Source organism: Ramlibacter sp. MMS24-I3-19, assembly GCF_050320135.1.
Taxonomy (GTDB): domain Bacteria; phylum Pseudomonadota; class Gammaproteobacteria; order Burkholderiales; family Burkholderiaceae_C; genus Ramlibacter.
The window spans coordinates 872,230-898,542 of record NZ_CP190017.1; the positions used below are offsets into that span (position 1 = coordinate 872,230).

The window sequence follows — 26,313 nt, forward strand, 5'->3', positions numbered from 1 at the left end:
GGCGGGCCCCGGCAGCGCTCAGCGCCCGCCGAAGAGGCTCGGCAGTCCCGGCGAGGCCGAGGGGGCGTCCAAGGTTCCGCCCACCGTCAACGGCACGCCGATGGCGCCGCCGGCCAGCGTGACGTTGGCCTTGCCACTCAGGGTCCGGTCGGCCGCGAGCACGACATTGCCGGTGGCGGCCAGCGAGCCCGAGTTGGCGACCAGGTTGCTCAGCTGCACGACCTTGCCCTGCGTGGCCACCTGGCCCGTGAGCGTGTCGAACACGGTCTGGCCACTGCGGCTGATGCCCAGCGTGCGCGCGGCCTGCGCGAGGTCGATGCCGTGCAGCACCGCCTGGTGCACCGTGAACTTCGTCTGCGTGCGCATGGCATCCACCAGCGCGCCGGGCTCCTTGAAGTCGGCCTGCAGCGACGTGCGCGCGCTCAGCTTGCCGGTCAGCGCGCGGCTGGGCGCGGTGAGCGCCGCCACTTCGACCTTGTCCGTCGCGATGTCACCGGTGAGGCGCCAGCCGCCGGCCTTTTGCGATTGCAGGCGCAGCGGCCCGGCGAGCGTGCCGCCGCCAATCTCGGCGCGCAGCTGCCAGGCCTCGCCCGCGCGCTCCAGCCGTGCCTGCGCGCCCGCATAACGCCCGCCGACGATGTCGACCTTCGCGGTTTCGGGCAGCAGTTCGCCGGCGAAGGCGATCTCGGCATTGACGGTCAGGCGCTGCTGGCTGGCATCGACCCACGTGACCTGGTCGAGCACGATGCGCCGCGGCAGGCTGGCCGCCGGATCGCTCGTGCTCTTGGCCGCCGCGGCCTTGGGCGCTTGCTTCTGCAGTGCGGCCACTGCAGCCAGGATGCCCTGCTGCGGCAGCACCGCACTGCGCACCACGAGCGCGTCGAGCACCGGCTTGCCCACCACCAGCGACGACCAGACCGGCGTTGCTTCGATCTGGGCCAGCGTGAGTGCCGGCCGGGTCAGCACGCGCACGTCATGCACGGCAACGCCGAGTGCGGGCCAGTAGGTGATCTCGACTTCGCCCAGCTGCACGGGAACGCCGAGCGCCTGGGTCGCCGCCTGCTGGGCCCGCAACCGGAAGTCGGCACTGCCGGCCCATTGCGCCAGTCCGGCCACCGCCGCCCCCACCAGCACCACCACTCCCCCCGCGAGGCCCAGGGCCCACTTGTTCTGCGCACGCATGAGCAGATTGTCCCAAGACACGGGCCAGCAGGGAATTGGCCGGCCCGCTAGCATCCGAAGCCCCCCAACGAGGAAGAGACTTTTCGCACATGAAGCTTTACTACTCCCCCGGTGCCTGCTCCCTGTCGCCCCACATCGTCCTGCGCGAAGCGGGCCTCGCCTTCGACCTGGTGCTCGCCAGCACCAAGACGCACAAGCTGCAGGACGGTACCGACTACTACGGCATCAACCCACTCGGGTACGTGCCGATGCTGGAACTCGATGACGGCACACGCCTGCGCGAAGGCCCGGCCATCGTGCAGTACGTCGCCGACCAGGTGCCGACCAAGAACCTCGCACCCGCCAACGGCACCCTGCCCCGCTATCGCCTGCAGGAGTGGCTGACGTTCATCGGCACCGAGATCCACAAGGCGTTCTCGCCGCTGTTCAATCCCGCGATGCCGGACGAAGGCAAGCAGATCTACCGTGAGCGCCTGGCCAGCCGCTTCAAGTTCGTCGACGAGCAGCTGGCCGGCAAGCAGTACCTCACGGGCGACCACTTCAGCGTGGCCGACGCCTACCTGTTCACGGTGAGCAACTGGGCCAAGCCGATGAACATCGACCTGGCTGCGTATCCCAACCTCACCGCGTTCCGCGATCGCGTGGCGGCACGTCCGGCGGTGCAGGAAGCGATGAAGGCCGAAGGCCTGCTCAAGTAAGCACGGGTCGGGGCAGCGCTGGCTGGCGCCACGCCAGCAGCGCGCCCAGCCACAACGCGGCGGCCGAGAACACGAGGCCCCGTCCAAGGCCGCCGGGGCCGTCCGCGATCCAGCCCACCACGGTGGGACCGGCGATCTGGCCGGCAGCGAACACGATGGTGAACGCGCTGATGCCGGCGGCCCATTGCGCGGGCGGCAGGTTGTGCCGCACCAGCGCGGTGGTCGATGCCACTACCGACAGGAATACGGCGCCGAACAGCAGACCCGAGGCCAGCACCAGCGGCCACGCCGCGGTGAGTGCCGGCACCAGGGTCGCGACACCGAGCAGCGCATTCAGCAGCGCGAGCGGCTGCCCTTCGCGGAAGCGATCGAGCAGGCCGGCCCAGATGCGCGACGACGCGAGCACCGCCACGCCGAGCAGCGCATAGAACAACGTGATCTTCTGCGGCGCGACCGCCTCTTCGCGCAGCAGCGCGATGACGAAGGTCATGTAGCCGATGTAGCCGACGCCGAACATCGTGTAGCCCGCCAGGCCCGGCGCGAAATCGCGCCAGCGGAACACGGGACCGGCCGCCATGACCTGCGCATGCGTGGACTGCTGCGCGGCAGTCGCCTGCGCCAGCACGCGCGTCGGCCACGCCAGCACCGCGGTGCCCGCCGCGCACGCCAGGGCGAGAGCCCACCATGCCCACGACCAGCCATGCGGCTGCACCCGTGCCGCCTCGAGCACCGCCGGCACGAGCACGGCCGAGACCACGATGCCCAGTCCCGTCCCGCCGTAGTACAGGCCAAGCAGCAGGCCCGCGCGGCGCGGGTGCATGCTGCCCAGGCGCGCCGCCAGCAGCCCGCCGGCGATGAAGAGGAATGCGCTCGCGATGCCGGCCAGCACGCGCTGCACCAGCAGCGCGGTGGCATCGGTGAAGAAGCCCGACAACGCCATGAACACGGTGGCCAGCACCGAACCCGCCACCGCCAGCCGCGAGGTCCCAGGTGCTGCAGCAGGCGCGGCGTGGCCAGCGCGCCGAGCAGGTAGCCCAGCGCATTGGCGGTGTTCATTGCGCCTGCAAGCGTGTACGACCAGTGCAGGTCGGCGCGCATCGGCGGCAGCAGCAGGCCATAGGCGAAGCGCGTGATGCCCAGCGACACGGCCGCGCCGAGCGACAGCGCGCAGGCCAGCGCGAGGTGCGGCAATCGCTGCGTCGTGTTCATCGACGCGCATTGTCGGACAGCACCGCATGATTCCCGCACGGGTCGCACGTGGATCGAGGGCGCATTAACCTGCCTGCCCTTTCCAACTCGAACACGTCGTGCCGATGCCCAGTCTTTTCGATCCCGTCCGCGCAGGCGACCTGCAGTTGCACAACCGCGTCGTGATGGCGCCCCTCACCCGCAACCGCGCGCCGCGCGCGATCCCCACGCCGCTGATGGCCGAGTACTACGCACAGCGCGCCAGTGCCGGCCTGCTGATCACCGAGGCCACCGCCATCAGCCACCAGGGCCAGGGCTATGCCGACGTGCCAGGGCTGTACGGCACCGAGCAGCTCGATGCGTGGAAGCGCGTCACCGATGCCGTGCATGCACGTGGTGGCCGCATCGTCACGCAGCTGTGGCACGTGGGCCGGGTGTCGCACGTCGACCTGCAGCCGGACGGGCAGAAGCCGGTGGCGCCCTCGGCCATCGCCGCGAAGACCAAGACCTACCTGATCAAGGACGGCCAGGGCGGCTTCGTCGACACCTCCGAGCCGCGCGCACTGCGTGCCGAGGAACTGCCCGGCATCGTGCACGACTACCGGCATGCCGCGCGCAATGCCCTGAGCAGCGCTGGCTTCGATGGCGTCGAGGTGCACGGTGCCAACGGCTACCTGCTGGACCAGTTCCTCAAGCGCAGCTCGAACCATCGCACCGACGACTACGGCGGCTCGATCGAGAATCGCGCGCGGCTGCTGCTGGAGGTGATGCGCGCCGTGGTCGACGAGATCGGTGGCGGCCGCACGGCGATTCGCCTGTCGCCGGTCACGCCTGCGAACGACGTGCACGATCCCGATCCGCAACCGCTGTTCGAATACGTGATCCGGCAACTCGCGCCGCTGGGGCTGTCGTATGTGCACGTGATCGAGGGTGCGACGGGCGGCCCGCGCGAGATCCCGGACCGGCCATTCGACTACGACGCGCTGCGGCGCGCCTACCGCGAGGCCGGCGGCAAGGGCGCATGGATGGTCAACAACGGCTACGACGGCACGCTGGGCCAGCAGGCCTTGTCACGCGGTGCGGACCTGGTGGCTTATGGCCGCCCGTACATCGCGAACCCGGATCTGGTGGAGCGGCTGCGCACCGGGGCACCGCTGAACGCGCCGGACAAGACCACGTTCTACGGCGGCGGAGCCAAGGGCTACACCGACTACCCGACGCTCGGGCAGGCAGCGCGCGCCTGAGGCGCGCTCAGGGCGGCGCACCGCCCGCGGGAGGCGCGCCGTCCGCCGGAGGCGCCCCCGACGCTTCGCCGGCGGGCACCAGCGTGGACCCGGGCTCGCGCACGTCGTCCCAGCTGCGCGCACGTTCCACCACCCGCGCCGCATTGCGTCCGACGGGCGTCGGCGTGCGCTGGTCGGAGCGCAGTGGTGATCCCTTCTGCGCCCGCACCGGTGACTGCTGCAGCAGCACGGCACCGTCGCTGTCGCGGTCTTCGGCCGGCAGCGGTTGCACGTCGCTCAGCACGCGGCCGGGCTGGGCCTGCGGCGGCGCATCCGGATCGGCGGGGGCGGTGGTCTGGGCACCCGCGCCGGTCGCCGCGGCAACCGCCAGCAGCAACACGGCCCAGGGGCCATGGCGGGATGCAGGCATGGCGGTCTCCTGAAGTCGGCCTCATGGTGGCTGCGCCGCCGCGGCGCCGCTGTCACCAAGTGCGACCAGCTGCTGTCGGACCCGGCGCACGCATGCCTGAGCCTTGGGGCAGTGTTCAAGCCCGCGCCGGGACAAGCTTTACATCGCTGTGACGCCTCGGCGATGGCCGATTGACGCAGCCTCGCGAGACTTGCTTCCAACCTGGGCCGGAGCCGGACCGAACCAGGCCCTTCCAGACCCCGAAAGGACAGATCCATGAACCGCTCTTTCCGCAAGCACTTCGTCGCCGCTGCCGTCATCGCCAGCGCCTGCCTCGGTGCCGCCCAGGCACAGACCGCGCCTGGCGCTGCCACCGGCAACGCACCGCAGCAAGGCCGCCAGTTCGACCCGGCCCGCATGGCCGAACGCGTCAACCGCCACCTGGCCGACCTGAAGCAGAAGCTGCAGATCTCGGCCTCGCAGGAAGCCGCCTGGACCAGCTTCGCCAACGCGATGCAGCCGCCGGCCAACATGCAGCGGCCCGACCGGCAGGCGCTCGGTGCGATGACCACGCCCGAGCGGCTGGACCAGATGCGCGCGATGCGTGACCGCCGCAACGCCGAGATGGACCGCCGCGCCGATGCCACCAAGGCCTTCTACGCCCAGCTCTCGCCGGAGCAGAAGAAGACCTTCGACACCGAGACTGCGCGCATGTTCCAGCACGGGCCGCGCGGTGGCCATGGTGGCCACGGGCCGCAGGGCGGCAACCGCTAACCAGCGGTGCGATGAACGAACGAAGCCCGCGCGGGTCGCACCGCGCGGGCTTCGTCGTTGGTGGCGCGGGGTGTTGCCGTGTGCGGCGTTACTCCGGCGTGCCGCCAGGCTGCTGCCACGGCTCGGGCGCGCTGCGCGATCCCATGATCGCCTGCTCGCGGCGGGTGCGGGCATCGGCCTGCTTGAACTCGCGCTCGGCGCGGCGCTCCTCACGCGTCATGGACAGCAGCGGATCGTCGGGGTTGGCATTGGGCTGGCCGTTCACCATCGTGCTCTCCTCGCCGGTGCCCAGGCGCGGATCGCTGTTGAACCAGCTGCGGCGCATGTGGTCCTGTGGCACCGGAGCGGCGGCGCCCATCGCGCCCGTCGACGAAGCGTCGTACGAGGACGAGGCGTCAGACGAGGACGCGCCGTAAGAAGGCGTGACCTCCGCGGCCACCGGTGCAGGCGCCGCACCCATCGCGCTGGTGGACGAGGACGCATCGCTGGCCATCGGGCCGCTCGCGCCCATCGTGCCCACGGCCGACGGATTCTCGACCGCGGGATTGTTGGTGGTGGCCATGTTCGGGCGGCCCTGCGTCATCGTGCTGGCCTGCCCACCCACCGGCACGTCGGTCGTCGCCGTCGGCGGCGTCTCGGCCCAGGCAGTCGCAGCGCCCAGCAGGCCGACCAGCAGGAGGGACATCGTCTTCGTTCGCATTGCTTCACTCCTTCGAGGTTCGTCAAAAAGAACCGCCCCGTGAGGCGGGGCGTGTGAAGAACCTTAAGGCGCCATCGGGCGGGGGAAGTGCCGGACGCGCGAGACCATGCCTGTAGGACTTGGCAAGCCGCGCACGCACGGCATCGCCCACGTGTTGGCCTCGCGTCAGGATGCCCGCGCGCTGCGCGAGAACCTGTTCTCAGAACGCGTGGGCGTAGCGCACCAGCACCAGGTCCTGGCCCGGGTTGGGCTTGCGAATGCCCGCGTTCGAGGTGTGCTGCCAGCGCAGGCTCACCTCGTGCTCCCTGCGCGCGCCGAAGCTGCGGCCGACGCCGGTGTTGTCGCTGAAGTTCAGGCGCGTGCGGAAGGTGCGCTGCGGGGTGCGCAGGTCGCCATCGAGCAACGACACGCCGATGCCGGTCTCGGCAAACCACGGCGAGCGTCCGCCGTCGAGGCGCCACCGCAGCATCGGCACGAGCCCCACCTGCACCAGCCGGCGATGCCCGCCGCCCAGGCTCGGCGTGTCCCACGAGCTCACGAAGGCCTCGGCACGTGCGACGACCGCGCCGTCCGAGCCGCGCCAGGGCAGGTTCCACGCGCCCCCCACCGAGGCCGCGCGCACGGCCTCTTCGCCGGAGCCGGCCTGCACGAAGAACGACGGCGGCTCGTCGGCCGCAGCGGCTCGCGTGGCGGCCACGACCGCGGGGACCGCAATCAGCAGGAGACGGGCAACGTGGCGGGCAGCGGTTGAGCGTGTCATGGTGCGACGATGCGCTGAGCGCTCTGCATTGTGGCTCGCTGCGTGCGTGCGCGGGTGCGATGGCGACACGGCCGCCCTCCGCCGTCGCACGCCACATCGCAGCTCGGGCGACAGCCTGCCTGCCTTGCGTCCTACACCTTCCTGTAGAGGCCGTCGGTACAACCAACTCTCTCCAGGAGGTCCTGACGGAATGCCAGACACGCCGGCCGCGCCGCCGCTGACCGTGATGACGGTCAACACGCACAAGGGTTTCACCAGCTTCAACCGCAGGTTCATCCTGCCGGAGCTGCGTGACGCCGTGCGCAAGGTCGGGGCCGACGTCGTGTTCCTGCAGGAGGTGCTGGGCACGCACGAGGAACACGGCAAAAAGTACGCCGACTGGCCCGATGCGCCGCACTACGAGTTCCTGGCCGACAGCATCTGGCCGCAGTACGCATACGGCCGCAACGTGGTGTACCCCAAGGGCGACCACGGCAATGCCGTGATGTCCAAATTTCCCATCGTCCACTACCAGAACCACGACGTGTCGCTGCCGGGCCCCGAGAAGCGCGGCCTGCTGCACTGCGTGCTGCGCGTGCCCGGGCAGGCGATCGACGTGCATGCGATCTGCGTCCACCTGGGCCTGGCCGAGTCGCACCGCATCCAGCAGCTGGACCTGCTGTGCGAGATGGTGCGCAGCGAGGTGCCCGACAACGCCCCGCTGATCGTGGCCGGCGACTTCAACGACTGGCGTCGCCGCGCCAACGGCATCCTCGAGCGCGAGATCGGGTTGCGTGAGGTGTTCGTCAATGCCTATGGGGAGCCGGCCAAGACCTTCCCGTCGCGCTTCCCGATGCTGGCCCTCGATCGCATCTATGTGCGCAACGCCTCGGTGCACCTGCCGGTCGTGCTTCCGCGCAAGCCCTGGTCGCACCTCTCCGATCACGCGCCGCTGGTGGCCGAGATCCATCTCTGAACGGCCGCCATGTCCGGACGCTGGTACGACGGCAACGACTTCCTCCTGCTCGAGAACGGCGAGGAGTTCTATCCGCGCGTGTTCAGCCGCATCGGGGAGGCGCGCAAGGAAGTGGTCGTCGAAACCTTCATCCTGTTCGAGGACAAGGTGGGCCTGGCACTGCATGAGGTGCTGGTGGCGGCCGCCCGGCGTGGGGTGCAGGTGGACCTGACCATCGACGGCTGGGGTTCACCCGACCTGTCCGAGCAGTTCATCGCCTCGCTGGTCGAGGCCGGCGTGCGGCTGCACGTGTTCGACCCGGGGCCGCGCCCGTTCGGCATGCGCCCGAACATGTTGCGGCGGATGCACCGCAAGATCGTGGTCGTCGACGGCGAGATCGGCTTCATCGGCGGCATCAACTACTCGGCCGACCACCTGGCCGACTACGGACCCGAAGCCAAGCAGGACTATGCGGTCGAGATGCAGGGGCCGATCGTGGCCGAGGTGCACCGCTTCGTGCACGCCAACCTGGCCGCCGGCACCCGCCACAACCCGCAGACGCGCCGCTGGTGGCGCTGGCGGCGCCGCGCGCGCCACGCGCCCGAGGAGCTGCCCAAGCCCGGCAGCGCCCGGGCGATGCTGGTCTCGCGCGACAACGGCGCGCATACCACCGACATCGAACGCCAGTACCGCGTCGCGATCCGCGCCGCCCGCGAGCGCATCGTCATCGCCAATGCCTACTTCTTCCCGGGCTACCGGCTGATCCGCGACCTGCGGCGCGCGGCCCGGCGCGGTGTCGACGTGCGCCTGATCCTGCAGGGCACGCCCGACATGGCGATCGTCAAGGTCGGCGCCAGTGCGCTGTACGGCCACCTGGCCCGGGCCGGCGTGCGGATCTTCGAGTACTGCGACCGGCCGCTGCACGGCAAGGTGGCCCTGGTGGACCACGAATGGTCCACCGTCGGCTCGAGCAACCTCGACCCGCTGTCGCTGTCGCTGAACCTCGAGGCCAACGTCCTCATCCGCGATCGCGGCTTCAACGGATACCTGCACGAGCGGCTCGACCATCTGATGCGGCTCAGCTGCAGGCAGGTGACCTTCGAGCAGGTCGAGCACGAGAGTGGCCTCTTGAACGTGGTGCGCAGCTACATCGCGTTCCACCTCGTGCGCTGGTACCCGATGCTCACCTCGCTGCTGCCGCGGCACCGTCCTCGTCTGGAGGCCGCGATGGCGCACGAACTCGCGCATGCCGGCATGGGGCACTGCAAGGAGCGACCATGAGACCGAACAGCCTGCCCCGCAACCTGCGCGAGGCCGCCAACGACAGCCAGATCGGCGACGCGGCCGACTCGGGGTGGCGCCAGCCCGTCGCCAGGCCCGCGGGCAAGACAAGGCCGGGCGGCCGGCCGTGGTGGCCGTGGATGAAGCGTGGCATCTCGCTGCTGTTCTTCGCCGCCGTGCTGTGGCTCCTGGTCGCCTACGCACGCCACATCGACTGGGGCGATGTCGCGAACTCGTTGCGCGAACTGCCCGCGCCGGCGCTGCTGGCCGCCGTCGGCCTGGCTGCGGCCAGCCACCTGCTCTATGCCTGCTTCGACCTGATCGGGCGCCGCTACACCGGCCACACGCTGAAGACGCCGATCGTCATGGCGGTGACGTTCGTGAGCTACGCCTTCAACCTGTGCATCGGGTCGTTCGTGGGCGGCGTCGGCTTCCGCTACCGCCTCTACTCGCGGCTGGGCCTGGACACCGGCGTGATCACGCGCATCGTCTCCATGAGCATGCTCACCAACTGGCTGGGCTACAAGCTGCTTGCGGGCTTCCTGTTCCTGGTCCATCCGATCGCGCTGCCGCCCGCGTGGCACATGGGCAACCACGGCCTGCAATGGATCGGCGCCGGCCTGATGTCGATCTCGCTGGCCTACATCCTGGCCTGCTGGCGCATGGGCGACCACACCTGGAACTGGCGCGGCCACGAGCTGTACCTGCCGCCCTGGCGCATGGCCCTGCTGCAGATGGCGATCTCGGCGCTGAACTGGAGCCTGATGGCCGGAATCATCTGGGTGCTGCTGGAGCAGAAGATCGCGTACACCGACGTGTTGACTGTCCTGCTGGTGGGCGCGATCGCGGGCGTGGTGCTGCACGTGCCGGCGGGACTGGGCGTCTTCGAGGCGGTGTTCATCGCGATGCTCAGCTACCGCATCTCCGAAGGCCACCTGCTGGCCGCGCTGCTGGGGTATCGCGCCCTCTACTACATCGGCCCGCTGGCGATCGCCGCGGCGATGTACCTCGTGATGGAACTGCGGGCCCGGCGCCTGAAGAAGCACGCCCACATCGCGCCGGCCTGAACCCAGACCATGTGCCGCCGCCACCGTCCCGCCGTGCCATCCGTCACGCATTCGCGTGGACGGCCAGGCCGCAAAGCCCCGAAGGGCGCGGCCCGGGCACGAGCACTGTACAGTCATCCAGTGGACCTGAAAGCCAAGCTCGCGATCCTGGCGGACGCCGCCAAGTACGACGCCTCGTGCGCGTCGAGCGGCGGCCGCGCGCGCGACTCGCTCGACGGCCGCGGCGTAGGCTCGAACGACGGCACCGGCATTTGCCACAGCTTCGCGCCCGACGGCCGGTGCATCTCGCTGCTGAAGATCCTGCTCACCAACTTCTGCCAGTACGACTGCCTCTACTGCGTCAACCGCGCCAGCAGCAACGTGCAGCGTGCGCGGTTCAGCGTCGACGAGGTGGTGCACCTCACGCTGGACTTCTACCGGCGCAACTGCATCGAGGGACTGTTCCTCTCCAGCGGCATCATCCGCAGCCCCGACTACACGATGGAGCAGGTGGTCGAGGTGGCGCGCAAGCTGCGCGAGGAGCACGACTTCCGCGGCTACATCCACCTGAAGACCATCCCCGAGGCCTCGCCCGAGCTGCTGGCCAAGGCGGGCCTCTACGCGGACCGGCTGTCGATCAACATCGAGCTGCCGACCGAGACGAGCCTCAGCGCGCTGGCACCGGAGAAGGATGTCGCCGCCATCAAGCGGTCGATGGCGCGGCTGCGGGTGCACATCGACGAAGCGCAGGATGCCAAGCGTGAGGTCGAGGCGAAGCCGATCACGCTGGTGCCCGGCACGCGCGCGAAGAAGGCCGACGCCCCGCAGTTCGCTGCCGCCGGCCAGAGCACGCAGATGATCGTCGGCGCCGATGCGACCGACGACGCCACCATCCTGCACACCAGCGCGCAGCTGTATGGCGCGTACAAGCTCAAGCGGGTCTACTACTCGGCCTTCAGCCCGATCCCGCATGCGGCCGCGGCGCTGCCTTTGAAGGCGCCGCCGCTGGTGCGCGAGCACCGCCTGTACCAGGCGGACTGGCTGATGCGCTTCTACGGTTTCGAGGCCGGCGAGATTGCCGCACCCGCATCGGGCGGCATGCTGTCGCTGGACGTCGATCCCAAGCTGGCGTGGGCGCTGGCCCATCCCGAACGGTTCCCGGTCGACCTGAACCGCGCGCCGCGCGAGTTGCTGCTGCGCGTGCCGGGCCTCGGGGTGAAGGCCGTCGACCGCCTGCTGCTCGCGCGCCGGGGGCGCCGCGTGCGCAGCGATGACCTCAAGCGCCTGCACGTGCCCTTGCGCAAGGTGCTGCCCTTCGTGGAGGTGGCGGACCACACGCCGCGCGGCCAGGCCGCAGCGGCCTTGTCCCGATCCCGCGCCGCGCCTGTCCAGGGCGCCCTGTTCTGAAGGCGAGCCCCTGCGATGCAAGCCCGCCTCTCCAGCGCGACCGACCTCACGGGCTTCCGCAACGAAGCCCGCGAGTTGCTCGCGCACCAGGTGCCGCCGGATCAGGTCCACTGGGAGACCCAGCAGGCGGTCGACACCGACCTGTTCGCAGGGCCCGCGCAGGGCTCCGACCAGGTCCGCACGTCCAAGGGCATTCCGCGTGCCGCCACCGCCATCGTGCCCGCCTCGTTCCTGCGGCTGTGCGAAGTGGTCGTGCTGCACAGCGACCCGCAGCGCTTCTCGCTGCTGTACCGGCTGCTGTGGCGGCTGGTGCACGAGCCCACGTTGCGCAACGACCCCATCGATCCGGACATGCTGCTGGCGCAGCAGATGGCGCAGGCGGTGCGGCGCGACCTGCACAAGATGAAGGCCTTCCTGCGCTTTCGCCAGGTGCCCGACGACGAGCGCCCGGGCGAGGTGCTGCACGTGGCGTGGTTCGAGCCGGCGCACCACATCGTCGAGGCGGTGGCGCCGTGGTTCGCGCGCCGCTTCGCCGGCATGCACTGGGCCATCCTCACGCCCGAGCGGTCGGTGCGCTGGGACGGCGAGAAGCTGGCCTTCGGCCCGGGTGGCAGTCGCGACGACGCACCGCCGGCCGATGCGGGCGAGGACCTCTGGCTCACCTACTACCGCAGCATCTTCAATCCCGCGCGGCTGAACCTGCCGCAGATGCGCAAGGAGATGCCGCGCCAGTACTGGGACAACCTGCCCGAATCGAAGCTGATCGGCGAGCTGGCCGCCGAGGCGAACGAAAGGAGCGCAGCCATGATCGAGCAACCCGCGCAGGCGCCGCAGCGGCGCATCCCGCGTCCGGTGGCCGACGACCCGGTGGTCACGCTGAAGCAGGACGGCATCCATTCGCTGGCCGATCTCAAGGCGGCCACCATGCGCTGCCGCGAGTGCCCGATCGGCGAGTTGGCCACGCAGTCGGTCAATGGCGAAGGTCGCCTGCACGCGCCGCTGATGCTGGTGGGCGAGCAGCCCGGCGACCAGGAAGACCTGCAGGGCCATCCCTTCATCGGCCCCGCGGGCAAGCTGCTGGATCGCGCCCTGGAGGCCGTGGGCGTGCCGCGCGATGCGGTGTTCGTGTCGAACGCCGTGAAGCACTTCAAGTTCGAGCTGCGCGGCAAGCGCCGCATCCACAAGAGCCCGACGCAGCGCGAAGCAGCGGCCTGCCTGCACTGGCTGGAGGACGAGATCGTGCTGGTGAAGCCGAAGGCGCTGGTGGCGCTGGGTGCGACGGCGGCGCGCTCGCTCATGGGGCATGCGGTGGCGGTCACCGCCGAGCGCGGCAAGTGGCTGGAGCGGGCCGACGGCCTGAAGGTGCTGGTCACGCTGCATCCGTCGGCGCTGCTGCGGCTGCAGGACGCGGATCGTGAAGAGGGCTTCGCGGCGTTCGTGGCGGATCTGAAGAAGGCGCGCGCGTTCCTCGACAAGCACGCGTGAGGTGACGCTGTCATCTTGTCATCCCGGCGAAGGCCGGGATCCAGGCCGCGCGGCGTGCGCCCCGACGCGCTTCAGCTGTCGATGCCCGACACCCCGCGCCGGGCGCGTTCGTACGAGCGCTTCAAGCCCCGCTTGGCCTTCTTCGTCGTGCTGTTGGCGTCACCGGTGGCGTCCCGATCCTTTTTCACCACCTCGCCGGAGTCGCGATCGCGCTTGGGCGTGAGGCCGCTTCCCGGGTTGTCCGGCGTGCCCACGCCGGGATCGCGCGGCACCGACTGCTCACCGCCCTTGGGCTGGTCCAGGCCACTGGGCTTGCGCAGCTGCACGCCGCCACCCGGCTGGTCCACGCTCTGGGGCGCCACTCCGCCCTGCGGCGGGCCCGCCATGGCGCCGGTGCCGCCCTGCGCACCCGCCATCGCGGGCCGGCCCTGGAACATCGCTTCCGAGCCGGTGCCCTGCCCGTGCACGTGGCCCACCATGCACAGCGTGATCGGCAGCACCGCGGCCACCGCGATCCAGTTGGATACCGTCTTCTGCTGCAGGGACATGGCGACTCCGTTGCCCTTCAGGGGCTCGCGGTCAGTGTGGTTCCGCACAGCCGCGGGCGGCGAACGCTTCCAGACACACAATGTGTAGGACTGCACCGCTCAGCCACGTTAATATGCGCCCGCTTCGCGTCCCAGCCGTCCCAGCCGCAGTCCATCGATGTCCGTCGCCCTCGCCGGCCGCACCCCCGCCACGTTCGAGATCAAGAGCGCCAGCCTGCCGCTGGTGGCCCTGCTGCTGAAGACGGCCGACCTGGCCACGCTCGCGCAGGAACTGCACACGCGCTTCGCCGACATTCCCGAGTTCTTCGACAACGATCCGCTGGTGCTCGACCTGTCGCCACTGCGCGCACAGGACGTCGTGCCCGACTTCGCGGCCGTGATCGCGCTGCTGCGCAGTTACCGGATGTTGCCCATCGCGGTGCGTTCGGGCAGCGAGGCGCAGATGGCCGCCGCACGCGATGCGGGACTGGTGGTCACGGAAGACGTGCAGCCCGCGATGCGCGTGCCGGTCGCCGAAAAGCCCGCGCCAGCGGTGGTCGCGGCGCCCATGGGCGCGCTGGTGATCGACCGGCCCTTGCGCTCCGGCCAGCAGGTCTACGCACGCGGCCGCGACCTGGTGGTGATGTCGATGGTGAACCCCGGTGCCGAGGTCATCGCCGACGGCAGCATCCACGTCTACGCACCGCTGCGCGGCAAGGCCATCGCCGGCGCGCGCGGCAACGACGAGGCGCGCATCCTGACGCTGTGCCTCGAACCCGAACTCATCTCCATCGCCGGCGTGTACCGCACCAGCGAGATGCCGCTGCCTGACGAAGTGCGCGGCAAGCCCACCCAGGTGCGCCTGCTCGGCGGCGCCGAAGGCAAGCTGGCGATGGACCCATTGCAAACCCGCTAAGGAGCCCTGTCCCCATGGCAAGAATCATCGTCGTCACATCCGGCAAGGGCGGGGTGGGCAAGACCACCACCAGCGCGAGCTTCGCGTCGGGCCTGGCGCTGGCCGGCCACAAGACCGCGGTCATCGACTTCGACGTCGGCCTGCGCAACCTCGACCTGATCATGGGTTGCGAGCGGCGCGTCGTGTACGACTTCGTCAACGTGATCCAGGGCGAGGCCACGCTGAACCAGGCGCTGATCAAGGACAAGAACTGCGACAACCTGTTCGTGCTGGCCGCCTCGCAGACGCGCGACAAGGAAGCGCTGACCAAGGACGGCGTCGAGAAGGTGCTCAAGGACCTGGGCACGATGGACTTCGAGTACATCGTGTGCGACTCGCCCGCCGGCATCGAGACCGGCGCGCTGATGGCGATGCACTTCGCCGACGAGGCGCTGGTGGTGACCAACCCCGAGGTGTCGTCGGTGCGCGATTCGGACCGCATCCTCGGGATGCTGTCGTCCAAGACCAAGCGCGCGATCGAGGGCAAGGAGGCCGTGAAGGAGCACCTGCTCATCACGCGCTACAACCCGAACCGCGTCGACCAGGGGCAGATGCTGTCGCTGGAGGACATCCAGGACATCCTGCGCATCCCGCTGATCGGCGTGATCCCCGAGAGCGAGAGCGTGCTGCAGGCCAGCAACCAGGGCATGCCGGCGGTGCACATGAAGGGCAGCGACGTGTCCGAGGCGTACAAGGACGTGGTCGACCGCTTCCTCGGGATCGACAAGCCGATGCGGTTCGTCGACGCGCAGAAGCAAGGGTTCCTGAAGCGCCTGTTCGGGGGACGTTGACATGGCGTCCCTGCTCTCCTTCCTCCTCGGCGAGAAGAAGAAGACCGCCAGCGTCGCCAAGGAACGGCTGCAGATCATCCTGGCGCACGAGCGCAACGGCCGCAACGCGAGCGAGCCCGACTACCTGCCGGCGCTGCAGCGCGACCTGGTGGGCGTGATCAGCAAGTACATCAAGATCGATCCGCGCGACATCAAGGTCCAGCTGGACCGCCAGGACAACCTGGAGGTGCTGGAGGTGAAGATCGAGCTGCCGGAGTCGCGGTTCTGAACTGCGTCTGAAGAAGGTGTCATCCCGGCCTTGCGCCGGGATCCAGACGGGCACTCTGACTGGCCTCGCACTGGATTGCGGGTCGAGCCCGCAATGACAGGCACGTTGGGACGCCGTCCGTCTGGAGGTGTCATGCCGGGCTCGACCCGGCATCCAGCGGCTTCGTGGGAACGCCCAGCACCTCCGGATAGAGATCCCGCCACTGCGGATTGCGCTTCTCGATCAGCGCCAGCTTCCATTCCCGCTTCCAGTTCTTCAGCTGCTTGTCGCGCGCGATCGCGACCAGCACGGCATCGGTCGACTCGAACCAGACGAGCAGCTTCGTCCCGTAACGCTGGCTGAAGCCCTGGACGAGCCCTTCTCGGTGTTGGTACACGCGAGGCACGAGATCGCTCGTCACGCCGATGTACAGCGTGCCGTTTCGCCGGCTGGCGAGGATGTAGACGTGGTACGGCATGGCGCACGATCACGTCGGCGCACGCGGCTCACAACCTCATGGTGGGTGAGGCAACCGCCGCACTGGATTGCGGGTCACGCCCGCAAACAGCAAGCAGCGCCGCACGGCTTCTGGAGGGTGTCATGCCGGGCTCGACCCGGCATCCAGCAGCGGTGCTCGTTGCGTTCGCCGCGCGCAAATTGACGACGGGACTGGATTGCGGGTCAAACCTGCAATGACAACCTCTGGGTCTTGCGCAATCAACAGCCGAGCTTGACCACCAACCTCAGCCCCGGCGATAAGGAGGGCATGAGCGTTTCCACCATCGTGCGCGTGCAGCGCGCCTTCGCCTGCAGCGCGGACAGCATCTACGACGCGTGGCTCGAGCCGGACACGGCGCGCCGCTTCTTCTTCGCCACGCCGCCGGCCGGCGAAGTGATCCGCTGCGACATCGAGCCGGGCGTCAATGGCCGGTTCATCATCGTCGATCGCCGGCCGCTGGAAGCCGATGGCGGCAGTGCGATGGAAGTCGAGCACGCAGGACGCTTCCTGCAGCTCGATCACCCGCGCCGCATCGCCTTCAGCTTCTCGCTGCCGCAGTTCAAGTCGCCCGAGAGCACCGTGATCATCGACATCGAGCCGCAGGGCGACGGCTGCGAGCTCACGCTGCGGCACGACCTGGGCCCGGGCCTGGTGGCACGCGAGCAGGTCGAGCGCACCGAGGAGGGATGGACGCGGATGCTGGCCAACCTCGACGAGGCGCAGCGGCGGGGCTGAGGAGCGCCGCAGCTGGATGCCGGCTCGAGGCCGGCATGACAAGGGAGGCGCCAAGCCGCGTCGCGCAGGGACGAACCCCTTGACGCCGTGCGGGGATCACCCCGCGCCGCGCGATCCGCGTCCGCCGCCCTTTCCGCCCGTGCTGGCCTGCACCTGGTTGTGCGTGCCGGCCCGCGCCTCGCGCTCGTGCCGGCTCTCCGGCGTGCGCTGTGCCTGGTTGGTCTGCGTGGCTTCCTGCGCGCCGGCCTTGTTGTGGTCGTTGGCCAGCTTGCCGGTGTGCGGCACCTGGTGGTCGGCCGTGTTGCCCTTGGCCTGGCCGCGCACCGCGCCGCCGCCGCTGGCCATCTTTTCGGGATGCTTGTCCCGGCTCTGTTCGCTGCGAATGGAGTCCTGCTTCTTGCTCATGTCACTTGTCCTCGTCGTGGTGGGGTCCGATGGGATGCACTTCCTCGCGCTCGGGCTTGTTGTGCCTGGCACTGCCCGGCTCTGCCAGCTTGCGGTGCGCTTCGGCCACGGCCTGGGCCGGCATGACCTTGGAGCTCACCACCTGCAGCTTGCTCTTCCAGCCGGCGACGACGTCGGCCTCGCCCTTGAGCATCGCGTCGAAGCCGACGCGCGCCACCATCGCCGGGTCGTCCTTCTTCATGTCGGCGCCGACCTTGGTGTCCTGCAGGTGCGCGCGCTCGAAGAACTCGGTGTCGGTGGGGCCCGGCATCAGCAGGCTCACCGTCACGCCGGTCTGCTTGATCTCGTTGCGCAGCGCCTGCGCGAACGAATCGACGAACGCCTTGCTGCCGTTGTAGACCGCGTGGAACGCGCCGGGCTGGAAGCCGGCGATCGATCCGGTCACCAGGATGCGGCCCTGCTTGCGCGCCACCATCCCGCGCGCCACCTGCTGGATCAGGTAGATGGTGCCGGTGACGTTGGTGTCGATCACGTGCTGCACGTCGCTGAAGTCCTGGTCGAGGAACGCACCGCCCAGGCCATGGCCCGCGTTGGCCAGCAGCGCATCGACCTCGCGGCCCTGCAGCCGCGCCAGCAGGTCGTCGACGCCCTGCTTGCTCGCGAGTTCCACCTGCAGTGCATCGACCCGATCGGCGCCCGCGGCCTTGAAGTCGCGCACCGCCTGGTCGAGCGACGTGTCGGCGGCGACCACGAGGTCGTACCCGTGCTCGGCCGCGATGCGCGCCAGGTGGTAGCCGATGCCCGACGACGCACCGGTGACGACGGCAAGCGGCCGCCTCGCTTTCAGATCTGCCATGGAGATTGCTTCCTTGGAATGGGTTGCGGACCATTCTGCGAAGTGCCTTCTCGGCCTTGGTGTCGGACAAGCCCGTGCGAGCGTTCGGCCTTGTGTCGCGCTGCAAGCGCCGGCAACAGCGGCGATTGGCGACCTGTTCCTACAGCCTTCGATGGGCTGCTTCGGCATCCTGTGGAAATCCACAGGCAGGAGCGCGAACCCATGACCGACAAGCAAACCCAATCCATGGCCGGCCAATCCAACATGGAGAAGGACCCGGCCGACTGGGTCACCGGCGACGAGCCGATGACCGGCGCGCAGCGGTCCTATCTCAAGACGCTGAGCGAAGAGGCCAGGCAGCCGTTCGACGAGACCATGACGAAGGCCGAGGCCTCACGCCGGATCGACGAACTGCAGGCGATGACGGGCCGCGGCCAGCACGGCCACCCACGCGAGGACGCGCATCCGGATCCGGAAGGCGGCGAAGACCAGAAGGCAGGACGGGCGACCGCCGCGGTGGAGACCGTGGTTTCGCACTAGCGCACATGAAGGTGTCATGCCGGCCTCGATCAACCCGAATGACATCCTTCGAGGCAGCAGTTGCTAGAACCCCAGCGGGCTCACGCCGATCAGCCAGCGGTGTGCGCCGAAGACGAACACGGCCCAGGCGACCAGTCCCACCACTGCTGCGATGACCGTGCCGCGCGTCGTGCCCGGCGCATACGTCACGTGGTTCGCGCGATCGCGCCGGCGCGACGACGCGTAGTCCGCGATCGCCCACACGAGGAACGCGCCGAACAGCACCACGTCGGCCAGCGTGTTGTTGGCGAGCAGGTGGGCGAAGGCCCACACCTTCACGCCCAGCACCATCGGGTGGTGCAGCTTCGCCTTGAACGCATTGCGCGGCACGTAGGCGGCGGCCAGCAGCACGAACGACACCACCATCAGCAGCGCAGCCAGGTGGTTCATTCCGCGGATCGGGTTCCACAGCACGACCGAGTCGAGCCGCGCCCGTCCATAGCCCCACACGATCAGCACGAAGCCCACCAGCGAGATCACCGAGTAAAGGCCCTTCCAGCCCTTCTCGCCGAGGCGCCCCAGCATCTGCGTGCGCCAGCCGTCGGCCACGATGCGCGTGGAATGCACGCCCAAGAACAGCAGCAGTCCGAGTACCAGCATCGCCATCGCTCGCTCCAACAGTTGAGTCGCAGCGATTATTGCCGCGCGGGATCACACCGTTGCACGGCCCAGCCGGCCCGAATAAAAGACGAGCACAAGTTACCGGGCGGCCACCCCAACGACGGGTTGGCCGTCGCTAGAGTGGGACTTCACATGAGATCGGGCTCCTCCCCGGCGGACGGTCGGCAGACCACGCTGCGTGGCTATCTCGCAGCCGTGCTCCTGAGCGTCGCGTGCATCGCCTTGCGCGACGCGATGGAGCCGCTGCTGCCCGGCCAGGTGCCGTTCCTTGTCCTGTCGGCGGCGCCGCTCCTCGCGGCTTGGTACGCGGGCATCGGTCCCGGGATGCTGGCGCTGCTGATCACCGCGGTGGCGGGCCAGCTGATGTTCTCGCGCGGCGGCCACTTCGGGTTGCCGGCCACGTCCGAAGGCTGGCTGCGGCTCGGCTCCTTTCTCGTGCTGGGCGCGCTGTCGGTGTGGCTGATCGCCTCGCGTCGCATGGCGCTCGAGCGCCTGCAACGCGAGCACGCCGAGCTGCAACAGCTGCTGGACTCGCAGCGCACCGCCGAGCTCGCATTGCGGCAAAGCCAGGTGCAGCTGCAGCAGCTGTTCGAGACCAACCTGGTGGGCATCATGTTCTGGAGCATGGATCGGCGCGTGCTGGATGCCAACGACGAACTGCTGCGCATCTGGGGCCGCAGCCGCGACGAGCTGATGGGCCCCGGCCTCTGGCTGGACGACCTCACGCCCGACGAGTACGCGCAGCAGGACCGGCAGACGCTGGAGCGGCTGCGCGCCGAGAGCCGGGTGCCCGCCATCGAGAAGCAGTACACGCGTCCCGACGGATCGCGCGTGTGGGTGCTGGTGGGCACCGCGCGCACCGGCCCCGAGCAGGGCATCGCTTTCGTGCTGGACATCTCGGCGCGCAAGGAGGCCGAACTCGCGCTGCGCGGCAGCGAGGCGCACGCACGCGAGCTGGCCGAGCGTGCCGAGGCCGAGCGCGCGCGGCTCGATGCGACGCTGGACGCGGTGCCCGCCGGCATCATCTTGTCGGATCCCCAGGGCCGCCTCATCCGCTTCAATCCCGCCAACGAGAAGCTGTGGGGCACCGTGCCGCCCACCGACAGTGTCGAGCCGTACCGCGCGTGGAAGGGCTGGTGGGCCGACATGAGCCCGCGGCACGGCGAGCGCATCGAGCTGCGCGAGTGGGCGATGGCGCGCGCGCTGCGCGGCGAGCTGGTGCACGAGGACATCGTGGAGATCGAGCCGTTCGACCAGCCCGGCGTGCGCAAGACGGTCGTCAACAGCGCGGCCCCGGTGCGGGATGCGCACGGCAACATCCTGGGCGCCGTGGTCGCGCAGACCGACGTGACGGCGCTCGCGCAGGCCGAACGCGCGTTGCGTGCCAATGCGCTGATGTTCGAAGCGCTGGCCGACAACATCGCGCAGCTGGCGTGGATGACCGACGCCAGCGGCTACATCACCTGGTACAACCGCCGCTGGTTCGAGTACACCGGCACGTCGCTGGAGCAGATGCGGGGCTGGGGCTGGCAATGGGTGCACCACCCCGACCACGTGGCGCGCGTGCTGGCCAAGTTCCGCCGCCACATCGCGAGCGGCGAGCCGTGGGAAGACACCTTCCCGCTGCGCAGCAAGGAAGGCGAGTACCGCTGGTTCCTCTCGCGCGCGTTCCCGCTGCACGACCAGACCGGCGCCATCGTCAGCTGGTTCGGCACCAACACCGACGTCAACGCACAGCGCCAGGCCGAGGAGGCGCTGCGCGATGCCGATCGCCGCAAGGACGAATTCATCGCCGTGCTCGCGCACGAACTGCGCAACCCATTGGCGCCGGTGCGCAATGCCGTGGAGATCCTCAAGCGCATCGGCCCCGCCGAGCCGCGGCTGGAGCGCGTGCGCGACATCATCGACCGCCAGGTGACGCACATGGCGCGCCTGATCGACGAGCTGCTGGACGTGAGCCGCATCGCGCGCGGCAAGCTCACCCTGCGCAAGGAACCGTGCGATGTGGCGGCGATCGTGTGCCAGACCGCCGACGACTACCGCCCCAGCCTCGAGCAGGCGCAGCAGCAACTGGTGCTGCATGGCTGCGACGGTCCGGCCTGGGTGGAAGGCGATCCGGTACGGCTGGCGCAGATGGTGGGCAACCTGCTCACCAACGCTGCGCGCTTTTCCAACGGTCCGGGCACGGTCGACGTGCGTACGGTGCTGAGTCCCGAGCGCGGCACCGTGCAGATCGTGGTGGCGGACACCGGCATGGGCATGGACGAGGAGTTGCTGGGCCGCCTGTTCGACCCGTTCGCGCAGGCCCGCCAGGACATGGCGCGCAGCAAGGGCGGCCTCGGCTTGGGCCTGGCGTTGACACGCGGACTGGCGGAGCTGCACGGCGGCGGCGTGATGGCCGAGAGCGACGGCCCGGGCCACGGCTCGCGCTTCACCATCACCCTGCCCCTTGTGCGCACCGAGCGCCTGCCGCGCGATCGCAAGGGCGACCAGGCCGGCGGCGAACCGCTGCGCATCCTGGTGATCGAGGACAACCACGATGCCGCCGCGTCGCTGGGCGAGCTGCTGCAGCTGAGTGGCCACGAAGTGGAGCTGGCGTTCGATGGGCAGACAGGGATCGATGCCGCGCGCAGGATGCGGCCGGATGTCGTGATCTCGGATCTCGGCTTGCCGGGCGCGGTGAGCGGTTTCGACGTCGCTCGTGCCCTGCGCGAGGACCAGGCGCTCGAAGGCCTCTACCTCATTGCCTTGTCGGGGTATGCGGACTCGGCGTCGCGCAAGCGCTGCGTGGATGCGGGCTTCGACACGCACCTCGCCAAGCCGCCGGACATCGGCGCGCTCGAACAGGCGCTGGGCGCCGTCGCGGCGCGCGCAACCAGGACTGGCGTCGGCAGCCTGAGCGGAGTCGTGCCATGACGCTCACCGAGTCGGTGAACCTGGACAACTGTGATCGCGAGCCGATCCACGTGCCGGGCCACATCCAGTCGCACGGCGCGCTGCTCGCCTTCGACGCCGCGCTGCGCCTGGCGGCCTGCAGCGACAACGCCGAGCGCATGCTGGGCTTCGCGCTGCCCGCGCTGGGTGCCGACCTCGATGCGCCGCAGTTCGCGGCCTGGCCGCACGTGACGCAGGCGATCGGCGACTTCGCGCAGCGCAGCCACGGCACCAGCGGCCTGGCGGAGCGCTCGGAGGTGCAGGTCGGTGGACGCGTGTTCGACCTGATCCTGCATTTCAACGGCCGCCTGGTGGTCGCCGAGTTCGAGGAGCGGCAGCCCGCCGACCGCGAGATCCGGCCGTTCACCACACTCGCCAACGGCGCGCTCGGCCGGCTGCGGCTGCAGCGCACGATCGACGACCTGCTGCAGGTCGCGGTGACCGAAATCCGCTCGCTGACCGGCTTCGACCGCGTGATGGCCTACCGCTTCCGCCACGACGCCAGCGGCGACATCGTGGCCGAGGACTGCCGCCCCGACGTGGAGCCGTTCCTGCACCGGCGCTATCCGGCCGGCGACATCCCGGCGCAGGCGCGGCGGCTGTACGTGATCAACACCTTGCGCTTCATCGCCGACGTGGGCGCCGCGCCGGTGCCGGTGCACACCGCCGGCGCCGAGCCGCTGGACATGAGCTGGGCCACGCTGCGCAGCGTCTCGCCGATCCACATCGAGTACCTCACCAACATGGGCGTGGCCGCGTCGATGAGCGTGTCGATCGTGATCGGCGGCGAGCTGTGGGGAATGATCGCCTGCCACCACCTCACGCCGATGGTGGTGCCGTACGGCAAGCGCATGGCCTGCGACGTGCTGGCGCAGCTGCTGGCCAGCAACGTGCAGACGCTGCTGGCCGCCGACCACGCGAAGCGCATCGAGGCGGCGAGCTCGGTGCGCGTGCAGCTGATGGAGACCTTCGTGGGCGGCGACGGCTTGCTGGCCGCGTTGCGTCCGCACGCGGCGGCGCTGTGCACCACGTTCGCCGCGGACGCGCTGGTGGCTTCGGAAGGCACGGAGACGTTCGTGCACGGCGGCGTGAGCGCGGCGGCCGGCGCGGAGCTGCTGCGCTGGTTGCGCAGCAGCAAGCCGCCCGAGGGACTGCTGGCGATGTCGGAGCAGGCGAAGCTGCCGCCGGTGCTGTCGGCGGCGCTCGCGCCCTGGTGCGGCATCCTCGCGCTGCAGATGGACGACAACCGGCACGACTGGCTGGTGCTGCTGCGGCCGGAGCAGGTCGAGACCGTGGCCTGGGGCGGCCGGCCCGAGAAGGTGTACAAGGCCGGCCCGCACGGCATGCGGCTGACGCCGCGCGGGTCGTTCGATGTCTGGCGCGAGACCGTGCGCGGCATCGCAGTGCCTTGGTCGGCCACGGAACTAGAGATCGCGCGCGGACTGCAGGCCGAACTGCACCGCGCCGGCGGCGCGCGCCGGGCCCAGGTCGCGCGCGACCGGGACCAGATGCTGGCCGTGCTGGGCCACGATCTGCGCAACCCGCTGCAGACGATCGCGATGGCCTCGCAGCTGCTGGCACGGGGCGCGGACAGCGCCACCGTCGGCCCGCGCATCACGCGCTCGAGCACGCACATGGCACGCCTGGTGAGCGACCTGCTGGACCTGTCACGGCTGCAGGGCGGCCTGGGACTCGCCGTCGAGCCCAAGCCGGCCGACCTGGCGCGGCTGGTGCGCGAAGCCGCACAGGACGTGACGCTGGGCCATCCCGGCGTGGAGGTGGCCGTCGAGGCGCCGCCGCAGCTGCAGGTGCCGGTCGACGCAGCGCGCGTGCGGCAGCTGCTGGACAACCTGCTGGGCAACGCGCGCCAGCACGGCGAAGCGGGACGGCCCATCGTCATGCGGCTCGAGGCGAGCGCCACGCAGGTCACGCTGTCGGTGGCCAACCATGCACCGCCGATCCCGCCCGAGTCGCGCGATCGCCTGTTCGATGCGTACAAGCCCGCGTCGCTGAACAACAGCCGCAATCCGGGCGGCATGGGCCTCGGGCTGTACATCGCGTGCGAGATCGCCCGCGGCCACGGTGGCACGCTGGTGTACGAGTACCACGAGCCGTTCGTGGTGTTCGTCGTGACGCTGCCGAGGGAGGCGCGCGCCGCTGCCGCGGGCGAGGCTTAGGACGCCATGCCGGTCATGCCGGGCCCGACCCGGCATCCAGGCCCGTCGCTGATCTGGACCTGCCGCGCGTCACGACCCAGACGACCAGCGCCAGCACCAGATGCGCCGCCGCGGACAGCAGCTTCGCGCCGGTGCCGTCCACCACGTCGACCTGCCACACCGCATCCAGCGCCTGCCCCGCGAAGTTCCAGCCCCAGTGCAGGCCCAGCGCCGCCCAGAGCGTGCCGGTGCGCCAGACCGCCAGTCCGTAGGCGATGCCGAAGCCAAGCAACATGGCCCACTCGGCCGGCCCGAGCGCGAGGCGCCAGACATGGTTGAGCGTGTAGACCGCGGCGGTGCCGAGGACGAAGACGAAGCCGGTGCGGGCGAGCGGTGAGTGCAGCCACAGCCCGCGCGTGAGGATGTCTTCGGCGAGCGAGGGAACGAATGTGATCAGCGCCACCGCGGCCCAGCCAGCAGGGCCAAGCGCCGCGGACGTCGGCCCATGCGAGGCATAGATGCCTGCCCGCACACCGAGCACCACGGCGAGCGCTTTCGCAGCGAGAGCGAGGATGAAGAGGCCGACAAGCCACGACCACCAGTGCGCACGCCACGCCAGTGCGTAGGTGCGGCCGAACGGTTCACCGCGCCACCAGGCGAGCCAGGCAGCAAGCGGGAACAGCACGAGCATGAACGAGGAAGCGATGCCGCCGTGAACGCCGACACGCACCAGGAGCTGCGGCAGCTGGTATGCGACGAACAGCACGACGAATGCGGTGACCCACCAGCGCCTTCCCGCGCGCCGAAGCTCCGCGGGCGCAGCACTCATGCCGATGCGGGCTCGCTGGCCTGCAGGTACTTCTCGATCACCTTCGGCACCGCATGCCGCGCCGTGCGCTGAACCTTCAGCAGCAGGTCGTGACGGCACTCGCCCACGCCGTACTGCCGGCGCAGGTCATGGCGGATCTGGCCCAGCAGCGCAGCCGCCACTTCCGCATCCGCCATCGCGCGGTGCGCACGCCCGGACGACGGCAGCGCATGGAAGGCGGCCAGCGAGCCGAGCTTGTGGCTCGGCGCCTGCGGATAGAGCCGGCGCGACAGCAGCAGCGTGCATGCGAACGCATGCCCGGCGGGCCGGCCCGCGTGCGCCAGTTCCGCCTGCCAGAAGCGGCTGTCGAACGATGCGTTGTGCGCCACCATCGGCGCCTCGGCGACGAAGCGCGCGGCCTCTGCCATGACCTCCTCGGCGGGCGGCGCGTCTTCGATCATCGCGTTGGTGATGCCGGTGTACGCCTCGATGAAGGCCGGGATGCGCACGCCGGCGTTCATCAGGCTCTGGTACCGGTCGACGATGCGATCGCCCTCCACCAGCACGATCGCGACTTCGGTGGCGCGGTCGCCCATCGTGGGCGACAGGCCCGTGGTTTCGAAGTCGATGACAGCGATGGGTTTCACCAGCTCGAGCATAGCTGGCTCAGCTGTCGTCTCCCGTCGGGTTCGCAGCGATCGCGGCGCGCCTTGGACCGCGGGTCTCTCCTGGCCTGAACGAGCCATGGCGGTAGGTCAGCAGTTCGACCATCCTGCTGAGACAGAAAACTCCGCTTCAACCGCTCGGGAGGCACAGCATGCGCACATCGTTTGCATCCGCATCCATCGCAGTTGTTCTGGCCAGCACGCTTGCGGCGTGCGGGGGCGGCGGGGGCGACACGCCCATCGTCGCAGACGGAGGCACAACCAGTGCAGGGGCACCGCTGCCGCCGCCTGCCGCGCCGGGCGCCAGCAATACGACCAGCTCCACCACGACCAGTACCACCGCGACCGTCGCGAAGGCCGCACTGTCCTGGGCCACGCCCCAAGGGTTGTCGAGCAACGCGTGGCACTGGACCGCCACCAACCCGAGTGGCTCGTTGATGGTGGCCACGGCGATCCCTGGCGGCGTCTA

The 26,313-nt window shown here is 69.8% G+C and carries 27 protein-coding genes and 1 pseudogene; 15 read left to right on the forward strand and 13 right to left on the reverse strand.

Features of this window, described 5'->3' with window-relative positions:
- Nucleotides 1–18: 18 nt before the first annotated feature.
- The gene (locus ACPWT1_RS04240; RefSeq protein ID WP_427914167.1) at nt 19–1,182 is read right to left on the reverse strand and encodes an AsmA family protein; all 1,164 of its coding nucleotides are present in this window, start codon (nt 1,180–1,182) and stop codon (nt 19–21) included.
- 89 nt (nt 1,183–1,271) lie between these two features.
- Between ACPWT1_RS04240 and gstA the strand changes: the two genes are divergently transcribed.
- A complete protein-coding gene (gstA, locus tag ACPWT1_RS04245) occupies nt 1,272–1,880 on the forward strand; it encodes a glutathione transferase GstA (RefSeq protein ID WP_427914168.1) in 609 nt (202 codons plus the stop codon).
- Here the strand turns inward: gstA and ACPWT1_RS04250 are convergent.
- A pseudogene (locus ACPWT1_RS04250) lies at nt 1,873–3,089 on the reverse strand (YbfB/YjiJ family MFS transporter). The gene gstA and the pseudogene ACPWT1_RS04250 sit on opposite strands and share 8 nt — an antisense overlap.
- 104 nt (nt 3,090–3,193) lie before the next feature.
- Between ACPWT1_RS04250 and ACPWT1_RS04255 the strand changes: the two are divergent.
- Nucleotides 3,194–4,312, forward strand: coding sequence for an alkene reductase (locus ACPWT1_RS04255; protein ID WP_427914169.1), 1,119 nt, complete (start codon nt 3,194–3,196; stop codon nt 4,310–4,312).
- A gap of 7 nt (nt 4,313–4,319) precedes the next feature.
- On the opposite strand, the gene ACPWT1_RS04260 is transcribed toward ACPWT1_RS04255, so the two are convergent.
- Nucleotides 4,320–4,721 carry a hypothetical protein gene (locus ACPWT1_RS04260; RefSeq protein ID WP_427914170.1) on the reverse strand — a complete coding sequence of 134 codons (402 nt, stop codon included), beginning with the start codon at nt 4,719–4,721 and terminating at the stop codon, nt 4,320–4,322.
- Between the two features lie 255 nt (nt 4,722–4,976).
- On the opposite strand from ACPWT1_RS04260, the gene ACPWT1_RS04265 reads away from it, so the two are divergent.
- Entirely contained in the window at nt 4,977–5,474 is a 498-nt protein-coding gene (locus ACPWT1_RS04265) for a Spy/CpxP family protein refolding chaperone (protein ID WP_427914171.1), read from the forward strand.
- Between the two features lie 88 nt (nt 5,475–5,562).
- On the opposite strand, the gene ACPWT1_RS04270 is transcribed toward ACPWT1_RS04265, so the two are convergent.
- The gene (locus ACPWT1_RS04270) at nt 5,563–6,174 is read right to left on the reverse strand and encodes a hypothetical protein (protein ID WP_427914172.1); all 612 of its coding nucleotides are present in this window, start codon (nt 6,172–6,174) and stop codon (nt 5,563–5,565) included.
- A 199-nt stretch (nt 6,175–6,373) separates the two neighbouring features.
- Nucleotides 6,374–6,934 (reverse strand): acyloxyacyl hydrolase, encoded by a 561-nt coding sequence (locus ACPWT1_RS04275; RefSeq protein WP_427914173.1) that lies wholly within the window; start codon nt 6,932–6,934, stop codon nt 6,374–6,376.
- Nucleotides 6,935–7,124: 190 nt separating this feature from the next.
- Between ACPWT1_RS04275 and ACPWT1_RS04280 the strand changes: the two genes are divergently transcribed.
- From ACPWT1_RS04280 to ACPWT1_RS04300, 5 genes are all read left to right on the forward strand, one after another.
- Entirely contained in the window at nt 7,125–7,889 is a 765-nt protein-coding gene (locus ACPWT1_RS04280) for an endonuclease/exonuclease/phosphatase family protein (protein WP_427914174.1), read from the forward strand.
- A 9-nt stretch (nt 7,890–7,898) separates the two neighbouring features.
- Complete coding sequence (gene clsB / locus ACPWT1_RS04285) at nt 7,899–9,149, forward strand: cardiolipin synthase ClsB (protein WP_427914175.1); 1,251 nt, start codon at nt 7,899–7,901, stop codon at nt 9,147–9,149.
- On the forward strand, nt 9,146–10,216 hold the full coding sequence (locus tag ACPWT1_RS04290; RefSeq protein WP_427914176.1) for a lysylphosphatidylglycerol synthase domain-containing protein: 1,071 nt from the start codon (nt 9,146–9,148) through the stop codon (nt 10,214–10,216). The genes clsB and ACPWT1_RS04290 overlap by 4 nt, the downstream gene beginning before the upstream one ends.
- A 120-nt stretch (nt 10,217–10,336) precedes the next feature.
- Nucleotides 10,337–11,602, forward strand: coding sequence for a putative DNA modification/repair radical SAM protein (locus ACPWT1_RS04295; RefSeq protein WP_427914177.1), 1,266 nt, complete (start codon nt 10,337–10,339; stop codon nt 11,600–11,602).
- A gap of 15 nt (nt 11,603–11,617) precedes the next feature.
- Nucleotides 11,618–13,087: a UdgX family uracil-DNA binding protein gene (locus tag ACPWT1_RS04300; protein ID WP_427914178.1), complete on the forward strand. Its 1,470-nt coding sequence runs from the start codon at nt 11,618–11,620 to the stop codon at nt 13,085–13,087.
- A 71-nt stretch (nt 13,088–13,158) separates the two neighbouring features.
- Here the strand turns inward: ACPWT1_RS04300 and ACPWT1_RS04305 are convergent, their stop codons facing one another.
- On the reverse strand, nt 13,159–13,635 hold the full coding sequence (locus tag ACPWT1_RS04305) for a hypothetical protein (protein ID WP_427914179.1): 477 nt from the start codon (nt 13,633–13,635) through the stop codon (nt 13,159–13,161).
- A 157-nt stretch (nt 13,636–13,792) separates the two neighbouring features.
- Here ACPWT1_RS04305 and minC point away from each other — a divergent pair, with 157 nt between their 5' ends.
- The 3 genes from minC to minE are packed head-to-tail and all read left to right on the forward strand — an operon-like array spanning nt 13,793 to nt 15,628.
- Complete coding sequence (gene minC, locus ACPWT1_RS04310) at nt 13,793–14,530, forward strand: septum site-determining protein MinC (RefSeq protein WP_427914180.1); 738 nt, start codon at nt 13,793–13,795, stop codon at nt 14,528–14,530.
- 14 nt (nt 14,531–14,544) lie between these two features.
- Nucleotides 14,545–15,360 carry a septum site-determining protein MinD gene (gene minD, locus ACPWT1_RS04315; protein WP_427914181.1) on the forward strand — a complete coding sequence of 272 codons (816 nt, stop codon included), beginning with the start codon at nt 14,545–14,547 and terminating at the stop codon, nt 15,358–15,360.
- A 1-nt stretch (nt 15,361) separates the two neighbouring features.
- A complete protein-coding gene (minE, locus tag ACPWT1_RS04320; RefSeq protein WP_427914182.1) occupies nt 15,362–15,628 on the forward strand; it encodes a cell division topological specificity factor MinE in 267 nt (88 codons plus the stop codon).
- A 130-nt stretch (nt 15,629–15,758) separates the two neighbouring features.
- Here the strand turns inward: minE and ACPWT1_RS04325 are convergent, their stop codons facing one another.
- Complete coding sequence (locus tag ACPWT1_RS04325; RefSeq protein WP_427914183.1) at nt 15,759–16,085, reverse strand: GIY-YIG nuclease family protein; 327 nt, start codon at nt 16,083–16,085, stop codon at nt 15,759–15,761.
- 288 nt (nt 16,086–16,373) lie between these two features.
- Between ACPWT1_RS04325 and ACPWT1_RS04330 the strand changes: the two genes are divergently transcribed.
- Complete coding sequence (locus tag ACPWT1_RS04330; protein WP_427914184.1) at nt 16,374–16,841, forward strand: SRPBCC family protein; 468 nt, start codon at nt 16,374–16,376, stop codon at nt 16,839–16,841.
- Nucleotides 16,842–16,937: 96 nt separating this feature from the next.
- Here the strand turns inward: ACPWT1_RS04330 and ACPWT1_RS04335 are convergent, their stop codons facing one another.
- Both ACPWT1_RS04335 and ACPWT1_RS04340 read right to left on the reverse strand, forming a co-directional pair.
- Nucleotides 16,938–17,246, reverse strand: a complete 309-nt coding sequence (locus ACPWT1_RS04335; protein WP_427914185.1) for a hypothetical protein — start codon at nt 17,244–17,246, stop codon at nt 16,938–16,940.
- A 1-nt stretch (nt 17,247) separates the two neighbouring features.
- The gene (locus ACPWT1_RS04340) at nt 17,248–18,102 is read right to left on the reverse strand and encodes an SDR family NAD(P)-dependent oxidoreductase (RefSeq protein WP_427914186.1); all 855 of its coding nucleotides are present in this window, start codon (nt 18,100–18,102) and stop codon (nt 17,248–17,250) included.
- A gap of 201 nt (nt 18,103–18,303) precedes the next feature.
- Between ACPWT1_RS04340 and ACPWT1_RS04345 the strand changes: the two genes are divergently transcribed.
- A complete protein-coding gene (locus ACPWT1_RS04345; RefSeq protein WP_427914187.1) occupies nt 18,304–18,621 on the forward strand; it encodes a DUF3072 domain-containing protein in 318 nt (105 codons plus the stop codon).
- Nucleotides 18,622–18,684: 63 nt separating this feature from the next.
- On the opposite strand, the gene ACPWT1_RS04350 is transcribed toward ACPWT1_RS04345, so the two are convergent.
- On the reverse strand, nt 18,685–19,266 hold the full coding sequence (locus ACPWT1_RS04350; protein WP_427914188.1) for an NnrU family protein: 582 nt from the start codon (nt 19,264–19,266) through the stop codon (nt 18,685–18,687).
- A 147-nt stretch (nt 19,267–19,413) separates the two neighbouring features.
- On the opposite strand from ACPWT1_RS04350, the gene ACPWT1_RS04355 reads away from it, so the two are divergent.
- Together ACPWT1_RS04355 and ACPWT1_RS04360 are read left to right on the forward strand one after the other, a co-directional pair.
- Complete coding sequence (locus ACPWT1_RS04355; RefSeq protein WP_427914189.1) at nt 19,414–22,197, forward strand: PAS domain S-box protein; 2,784 nt, start codon at nt 19,414–19,416, stop codon at nt 22,195–22,197.
- On the forward strand, nt 22,194–24,392 hold the full coding sequence (locus ACPWT1_RS04360) for an ATP-binding protein (RefSeq protein WP_427914190.1): 2,199 nt from the start codon (nt 22,194–22,196) through the stop codon (nt 24,390–24,392). The genes ACPWT1_RS04355 and ACPWT1_RS04360 overlap by 4 nt, the downstream gene beginning before the upstream one ends.
- 13 nt (nt 24,393–24,405) lie before the next feature.
- On the opposite strand, the gene ACPWT1_RS04365 is transcribed toward ACPWT1_RS04360, so the two are convergent.
- The 3 genes from ACPWT1_RS04365 to ACPWT1_RS04375 form a co-directional block, all read right to left on the reverse strand.
- On the reverse strand, nt 24,406–25,200 hold the full coding sequence (locus ACPWT1_RS04365) for a CPBP family intramembrane glutamic endopeptidase (protein ID WP_427914191.1): 795 nt from the start codon (nt 25,198–25,200) through the stop codon (nt 24,406–24,408).
- On the reverse strand, nt 25,197–25,826 hold the full coding sequence (locus ACPWT1_RS04370) for a 3'-5' exonuclease (RefSeq protein WP_427914192.1): 630 nt from the start codon (nt 25,824–25,826) through the stop codon (nt 25,197–25,199). Before ACPWT1_RS04370 ends, ACPWT1_RS04365 begins: the two co-directional genes overlap by 4 nt.
- Nucleotides 25,827–25,974: 148 nt before the next feature.
- Entirely contained in the window at nt 25,975–26,292 is a 318-nt protein-coding gene (locus tag ACPWT1_RS04375) for a hypothetical protein (protein WP_427914193.1), read from the reverse strand.
- Nucleotides 26,293–26,313 lie beyond the last annotated feature (21 nt).

Excerpts from the sequence above, each read along its gene's own strand:
- ACPWT1_RS04240 (WP_427914167.1), bottom strand. The coding sequence starts at position 1,182 with ATGCGTGCGCAGAACAAGTGGGCCCTGGGCCTCGCGGGGGGAGTGGTG.
- gstA (WP_427914168.1), top strand. The coding sequence starts at position 1,272 with ATGAAGCTTTACTACTCCCCCGGTGCCTGCTCCCTGTCGCCCCACATC.
- ACPWT1_RS04255 (WP_427914169.1), top strand. The coding sequence starts at position 3,194 with ATGCCCAGTCTTTTCGATCCCGTCCGCGCAGGCGACCTGCAGTTGCAC.
- ACPWT1_RS04260 (WP_427914170.1), bottom strand. The coding sequence starts at position 4,721 with ATGCCTGCATCCCGCCATGGCCCCTGGGCCGTGTTGCTGCTGGCGGTT.
- ACPWT1_RS04265 (WP_427914171.1), top strand. The coding sequence starts at position 4,977 with ATGAACCGCTCTTTCCGCAAGCACTTCGTCGCCGCTGCCGTCATCGCC.
- ACPWT1_RS04270 (WP_427914172.1), bottom strand. The coding sequence starts at position 6,174 with ATGCGAACGAAGACGATGTCCCTCCTGCTGGTCGGCCTGCTGGGCGCT.
- ACPWT1_RS04275 (WP_427914173.1), bottom strand. The coding sequence starts at position 6,934 with ATGACACGCTCAACCGCTGCCCGCCACGTTGCCCGTCTCCTGCTGATT.
- ACPWT1_RS04280 (WP_427914174.1), top strand. The coding sequence starts at position 7,125 with ATGCCAGACACGCCGGCCGCGCCGCCGCTGACCGTGATGACGGTCAAC.
- clsB (WP_427914175.1), top strand. The coding sequence starts at position 7,899 with ATGTCCGGACGCTGGTACGACGGCAACGACTTCCTCCTGCTCGAGAAC.
- ACPWT1_RS04290 (WP_427914176.1), top strand. The coding sequence starts at position 9,146 with ATGAGACCGAACAGCCTGCCCCGCAACCTGCGCGAGGCCGCCAACGAC.
- ACPWT1_RS04300 (WP_427914178.1), top strand. The coding sequence starts at position 11,618 with ATGCAAGCCCGCCTCTCCAGCGCGACCGACCTCACGGGCTTCCGCAAC.
- ACPWT1_RS04305 (WP_427914179.1), bottom strand. The coding sequence starts at position 13,635 with ATGTCCCTGCAGCAGAAGACGGTATCCAACTGGATCGCGGTGGCCGCG.
- minC (WP_427914180.1), top strand. The coding sequence starts at position 13,793 with ATGTCCGTCGCCCTCGCCGGCCGCACCCCCGCCACGTTCGAGATCAAG.
- minD (WP_427914181.1), top strand. The coding sequence starts at position 14,545 with ATGGCAAGAATCATCGTCGTCACATCCGGCAAGGGCGGGGTGGGCAAG.
- minE (WP_427914182.1), top strand. The coding sequence starts at position 15,362 with ATGGCGTCCCTGCTCTCCTTCCTCCTCGGCGAGAAGAAGAAGACCGCC.
- ACPWT1_RS04325 (WP_427914183.1), bottom strand. The coding sequence starts at position 16,085 with ATGCCGTACCACGTCTACATCCTCGCCAGCCGGCGAAACGGCACGCTG.
- ACPWT1_RS04330 (WP_427914184.1), top strand. The coding sequence starts at position 16,374 with ATGAGCGTTTCCACCATCGTGCGCGTGCAGCGCGCCTTCGCCTGCAGC.
- ACPWT1_RS04335 (WP_427914185.1), bottom strand. The coding sequence starts at position 17,246 with ATGAGCAAGAAGCAGGACTCCATTCGCAGCGAACAGAGCCGGGACAAG.
- ACPWT1_RS04340 (WP_427914186.1), bottom strand. The coding sequence starts at position 18,102 with ATGGCAGATCTGAAAGCGAGGCGGCCGCTTGCCGTCGTCACCGGTGCG.
- ACPWT1_RS04345 (WP_427914187.1), top strand. The coding sequence starts at position 18,304 with ATGACCGACAAGCAAACCCAATCCATGGCCGGCCAATCCAACATGGAG.
- ACPWT1_RS04350 (WP_427914188.1), bottom strand. The coding sequence starts at position 19,266 with ATGGCGATGCTGGTACTCGGACTGCTGCTGTTCTTGGGCGTGCATTCC.
- ACPWT1_RS04355 (WP_427914189.1), top strand. The coding sequence starts at position 19,414 with ATGAGATCGGGCTCCTCCCCGGCGGACGGTCGGCAGACCACGCTGCGT.
- ACPWT1_RS04360 (WP_427914190.1), top strand. The coding sequence starts at position 22,194 with ATGACGCTCACCGAGTCGGTGAACCTGGACAACTGTGATCGCGAGCCG.
- ACPWT1_RS04365 (WP_427914191.1), bottom strand. The coding sequence starts at position 25,200 with ATGAGTGCTGCGCCCGCGGAGCTTCGGCGCGCGGGAAGGCGCTGGTGG.